Genomic DNA, 4792 nt, shown 5'->3' on the forward strand with positions numbered 1-4792 from the left:
CCGGGGTGGAGGCGTCGACGCCGAGCTGGGCCAGCACGGCCACGACCACGTCGGCGTCCACCTCGACGCGGCTGTCGCCCGCGTCCTCGTACCAGGTCGCGACTCCGTGCGCACGGGCCAGCGCGGCCAGGTCCTCGTCCACGCTGGACAGCTTCGTCCGGGGCGGGTGGTCGAGGCCAGGCAGGTCAGGCGTGGTCACCCGATGGTTGCAGGAAGCCGCACTACCGGATGGCCCGGTCGAGTGGCTGGGAGCGGTGCCGGCCTCGGGGGTGGGGTCGGGCAGGGCGGTTTCCTCGGGCCGGGCGGTGCTGCCGGGCGGGGGCGTGGTGCTGGTCGGCTGGTTCGCGGAGTCGGCCACGGTGGGGGAATGCCCGAGCCGGGGCCGGTCGAACCCGCAGGTGCCGCACGGGTTTCGGGGGTGGTGGGGGGGAAGTTGTGGGGAGTCGGGGTGGGCCGGTGGCGGAGTGCGTCCGCCGGGCTGGGCCCAGGGCTTGGGGGCGCGGTGCGAAACCGGGGAAAAGACCAAGAGCACTGGGTGGCGGTGGGGGCTAGGGTGCGACGGTTGGGGGGATCGCGCCGCTGCGCGGCGCGGGCCCGCTCGATCCCCGCACCACGAGCTGCGCCGAGGGCGGCGCGATGGCCTCCGCGTGCGGCTGTGCGTCGCCGCGCAGGGCGGACAGCAGCACGGCGGTGGCGTGCTCGCCGCGCTCGCGCCACGCGCCCTCCACGGCGGTGATGCCCACCGCGCGCGCCAGCTCCGCGCCCTCCAGGCTGACCACCGAGACGTCCTCGCGGCCGTCGCGGCGCAGCCGCAGGTACACGCCGAGCGCCACCTCGCCGCTGGAGCTGATCACCGCCGTGGGCAGGGCCCCGCCGTCGAGCAGCGCGTCGACCACCTGCTCGCCGCCCGCGACGGTCGGCGAGGACCACACCGTCCACTCCGGACGCACCGCCAGCCCCTCGGCGGCGAGCACCTCGTCCAGGGACTCGTCCACGTCCTCGGCGAGCACCAGCGCGACCTCGCGGTGGCCGTGCCCGATGAGGTGCCTGGCGGCGAGCGCGACGGCCTCGCCGAGGTCGCCGTCCTCGACCAGCACGACCGGCACGCCCGCCCCGTCCAGCGCCGCCCGCTCGGCCTCGGTGGGCCTCGTGGCCAGCGCGAGCACCCCGTCGACGCGGCGGCCGGTGGGCACCTGGTCGAAGAAGCGGGCGCGCGCGGCGGGGTCGTTGAGCACGTCCAGCAGCACGTCGTAGCCCGCCTCGCGCAGCGCGGACTCGGCGCCCGCGAGCAGGTCGCCGCGCCCGACGTCGGCGGTGAGCACCGCGACCGCGTAGCGCCTGCCGCCCGCGAGGCTGGAGGCGTCGCGGGCGATCGCGTAGCGCATCCGCTTGGCCACCTCGGCGACGTGCTCGCGGGTGCTCTCCGACACCCCCGGCTCGCCGCGCAGCGCGCGCGACACCGTCGCCGCGGAGACCCCGGCGGCCTTCGCCACGTCGGACATGCTGGTCATCCCCACCTCCAGGCTTCACCCGAGGGTATCGAGAACCTCCCGGCGACCCGCCGCCGAGCGGCCCTGGGACGATCATGGCCAGGCACCGCACCCCGTCGAGAGGACCCCCGATGAAGCCAGGCGATCAGGTCAGCGACTTCACGCTGCCCGACCAGGACGGCGAACCGCGCACCCTGTCCGCGCTGCTGGCGGACGGGCCGGTGGTGCTGTTCTTCTACCCGTCGGCGATGACCAGCGGGTGCACGGCCGAGAGCTGCCACTTCCGGGACCTGGCCACCGAGTTCGCGCAGGCGGGCGCGCAGCGGGTGGGCATCAGCACGGACTCGGTGGCGCGGCAGAAGCAGTTCGCGGACATCAACAGCTTCGACTACCCGCTGCTGTCCGACGCGGACGGCGCGGTGGCCGAGGCGTTCGGGGTGAAGCGGCGGTTCGGGCCGCTGCCGGTGAAGCGGCACACGTTCGTGATCGGCACGGACCTGACGGTCCTGGAGGTGATCAAGTCGGAGTTCGCGATGAACGCGCACGCCGACAAGGCGCTGGCGGTGCTGCGGGAGCGCGCGGGGAGCTGAGGCTCAGGCGCCGGGGGCCAGCCGACGCACCAGGTCGAGCTGGTCCCCGCCCGTGGGCAGGAGGCCGATGATCGGGGTGTCGACGCCGTTGGCGGCGTACTGGGCGACGCGCGCCCGGCACTGCTCGGCGCTGCCGTGCACGACGAGCGCGTCGACGACCTCGTCGGGCACGAGCGCGTTGGCCTCCTTGCGCCTGCCCGCCGACCAGGCCTCGCGCATGGGTGCGAGGACTTTGTCGCGCCCGAGCCAGTCGTGGAAGGCGGCGTAGGCGGGGACGGTCAGGTAGGCGCAGATCAGGGCGCGGCCGAGTGCGCGGGCGGCGTCGGCGTCCTCGGTGGGGCAGACGAAGATCCGGGCGGCGAGCTCCTTGTCCCCGAGCGCTTCGCGGACGCGGGGGACGTCGGTGGCGGCGAGCCAGTTGGTGATGGCCCCGTCGGCCTCCCGCGCGGCGAGGCGGAGCATCCCCGGCCGCAGCGCCGCGAGCATGATGGGCACGTGGTGCGCGGGCGCTTTCTCGAGCCGGAAGCCGCTGACGCTGAACGTCGGGTACTCACGGGTGACCTTGTCCCCCGCGAGCGCGGAGCGGAGGAAGCGGAGGGTGTCGCGGGTGCGGGCGAAGGGCTCGGTGAACTCCTGCCCGTTCCACCGGGAGACGATGGCGGGCGAGGACGACCCGATCCCGAGCACGAACCGCCCGCCGGAGACCTCGGCGAGCGTGGCGGCCGACATGGCGAGCAGCGCCGGGCCGCGGGTGTAGACGGGGGCGATGGCGGTGCCGAGGCGGGCGGTGGGCGACCACTGGGCGGCGAGGGCGAGCGGGGTGAACGCGTCGGCGCCGGAGGTCTCGGCGGACCAGATGTCGGTGTAGCCGAGGGCGGTGAGCTCGGAGACGAGGGGTTGGTGGTCGAGGATCGGGACACCGGTCAACGGCAGCGTGACACCCCAACGACCCACGGTGGCCTCCCAGAGCTCCAGGTGAGGGCACCGTACCGCAGGGTACCGACTGGTCGGTATGCCGAATGGGGGAATGGGAGGGGTGCGAGGGGCGGCTTGTGGCGGGCAGGACCAGGCGCTGGATCCGAGACTCCGCTGAACCGAATGAAAACGACCCCTTGGACGGATAAACTCGCTGGTCAACAAGCGTCTTCCCCGCACATGCGGGGGTGGTCCGTACTTGTCCCCCAAACCACGCCCGACGTGCAGGTCTTCCCCGCACATGCGGGGGTGGTCCCATCCATCCAGCCGTAACCCGCGCACAGGCCCGCCGCTGGACAGCTCCCCCACCCGACGTGTTTAGTGCCCCCGATCAGGGGCACCCAAGAGGTGCGCAGGCCCGCCAGGAGTCCGACCCGACAACCTCAGAGCGCGATCCCGCGCTGCGCCAGCCACCCGACCGGGTCGATCTTCTGACCGCCGTTGAGCCACACCTCGAAGTGCAGGTGCGGCCCCGTCGACTGGCCCCGGTTGCCCATCGTGGCGATCTGCTGCCCCGCCGACACCCTGGTGCCCGCGTACGCCACGATCGTGTCCACGTGCCCGTACACGGTCACCGTGCCGTCGTCGTGCTGCACGCGCACCCACAGGCCGAAGCCGGACGCGGAGCCCGCCTCGATCACGGTGCCGTCCATCGCCGACAGGATCGGGGTGCCGATCGAGTTCGCGATGTCGATGCCGTAGTGCGTGGTGCCCCAGCGGGCGCCGAAGCCGGACGTGAACGAGCCCTGCGCGGGCTTCACGACCTTCGGCCGCTTCGCCGCCTCCTCGGCCTCCCTGCGCGCCTTCTCGGCGGCCTCGGCCTCCTGCTGCTTGCGCAGCTCCTCCTGCTTCACCGCGTAGTCGGCGCTCGCCTGCTGCACCACGCGGTCGACCTGCTGGAGCGCCACCATGCCCTCGCCGCGCACGAGCTTCGCGGACTCCAGGCCGGGGTTCACCTCGTGCACGGTCAGGAGCGCGCCGGACGCCTGCGCGGGCGCCCCCTCGCTGGGGACCAGCAGCGCGCCCGCCAGGTCTCCCCCGGCGGCGAGCGGGATGGCGCTGGTGCCGACGGCGTTGAAGAAGCCGGAGCCGGTCGCGATGGCGCCCGCGACGACGGCGGCGGCGGTGACCCGGCCACGCAGCGGGGACCTGTCGTCCTCCGCGCGGTGCGAGCCGCGACGACCGGGCGCGGGAGCCTTCTTCGGCGGTGCCGTGAAGGCGGTGCGACCGGGGGCGTGCGTGTGGCGGGCCAACTTTCCTCCAGGCATTTCGGGGGGCTCGGTCCAGGACACCCGGCCGGGGGACCGGGTGGAGGTGCCTTCGGGGAGCACCTCCGTTGCCTGCTAGAGACCGAACCGTGACATGCGGCGGAGAACGTAACCCGACGTCACGAAAGTGGGCAACCCATTCGTGGCGAACTGCGGAGATTTAGTGAGATAAGCCACCGCCGACTACGCAGCGTGTTCAAAGACCGGGACGTCTCGCCCGCCGACCGTTATCCGCGCAGGTCAACCCCGTGCCGTCCGAACCGGTTCAGAGATCGGCGCCGCCGCGCCCCCGCACGGGCCACCCAGCCCACCCGACCCGGAATCGCCACCCTGACCAGCCCGTTCACCGGTGATCGACGAACCGGGGAACGCGCCGCGAAATCGGGGTTTGCCCCCGAACGCGTGACGAAGCGTGGTTGGGCCGAACGGCGGAACCACCCACCCGCCACCGGCTTCCGCGCACCGGAAA

Annotated in this window: 4 protein-coding genes and 1 pseudogene; 1 reads left to right on the forward strand and 4 read right to left on the reverse strand. The window is 73.5% G+C overall.

Annotated elements, in window-relative coordinates:
• Both ACTUAL_RS30980 and ACTUAL_RS30985 read right to left on the reverse strand, forming a co-directional pair.
• Positions 1 to 199, reverse strand: a pseudogene (locus tag ACTUAL_RS30980) (4-alpha-glucanotransferase); the annotation flags it as partial.
• Between the two features lie 349 nt (positions 200 to 548).
• Entirely contained in the window at positions 549 to 1511 is a 963-nt protein-coding gene (locus ACTUAL_RS30985; protein WP_440902713.1) for a LacI family DNA-binding transcriptional regulator, read from the reverse strand.
• Between the two features lie 110 nt (positions 1512 to 1621).
• On the opposite strand from ACTUAL_RS30985, the gene ACTUAL_RS30990 reads away from it, so the two are divergent.
• Positions 1622 to 2080: a peroxiredoxin gene (locus tag ACTUAL_RS30990; protein ID WP_440902714.1), complete on the forward strand. Its 459-nt coding sequence runs from the start codon at positions 1622 to 1624 to the stop codon at positions 2078 to 2080.
• A 3-nt stretch (positions 2081 to 2083) separates the two neighbouring features.
• Here the strand turns inward: ACTUAL_RS30990 and ACTUAL_RS30995 are convergent, their stop codons facing one another.
• Complete coding sequence (locus tag ACTUAL_RS30995; protein WP_440902715.1) at positions 2084 to 3034, reverse strand: LLM class F420-dependent oxidoreductase; 951 nt, start codon at positions 3032 to 3034, stop codon at positions 2084 to 2086.
• Between the two features lie 404 nt (positions 3035 to 3438).
• The gene (locus ACTUAL_RS31000; RefSeq protein ID WP_177154344.1) at positions 3439 to 4308 is read right to left on the reverse strand and encodes a M23 family metallopeptidase; all 870 of its coding nucleotides are present in this window, start codon (positions 4306 to 4308) and stop codon (positions 3439 to 3441) included.
• Between the last annotated feature and the right edge of the window lie 484 nt (positions 4309 to 4792).

Source organism: Actinosynnema sp. (genome assembly GCF_052038725.1).

Coding starts and splice junctions, on each gene's coding strand:
- ACTUAL_RS30985 (WP_440902713.1), bottom strand. CDS start 1,511: ATGACCAGCATGTCCGACGTGGCGAAGGCCGCCGGGGTCTCCGCGGCG.
- ACTUAL_RS30990 (WP_440902714.1), top strand. CDS start 1,622: ATGAAGCCAGGCGATCAGGTCAGCGACTTCACGCTGCCCGACCAGGAC.